The sequence below is a fragment of the Methanobrevibacter sp. 87.7 genome, from assembly GCF_002208625.1.
Taxonomy (GTDB): Archaea; Methanobacteriota; Methanobacteria; order Methanobacteriales; family Methanobacteriaceae; genus Methanarmilla.
In genome coordinates, this window is sequence record NZ_MRCT01000294.1 from 1 (window position 1) to 277 (window position 277).

Here is a 277-nt window from a genome sequence, read left to right on the forward strand (position 1 = left end):
TCATGTGAATCATTTCGGGGTTTGTTAAGACCACATTGGTCTGCCCTTCTCTTACCTTCCTTTTCTCGGCTTCTGAAAGGGCACCTGTATAACGGGCTATGCCTGCACCTGATTTTAGTTTCTCTTCAAATTCCAGAAAGGACTTTAACTGGTCATTTACAAGCGCATTTAAAGGGGATATATAAAGGGCAGTTGCTTCAGGTTCATTGAGAATAGTTTCGAAAATAGGAATCATGTAAGTAAGTGATTTTCCGCTTGCCGTGGGCGTACAGAGTAC

Annotated in this window: 1 protein-coding gene; it reads right to left on the minus strand. The window is 42.2% G+C overall.

Going from position 1 to position 277, the window contains the following annotated elements:
• A partial coding sequence (locus tag BGI41_RS08280) for a DEAD/DEAH box helicase (RefSeq protein WP_143744828.1) occupies window positions 1-277 on the minus strand: 277 nt, incomplete at both ends.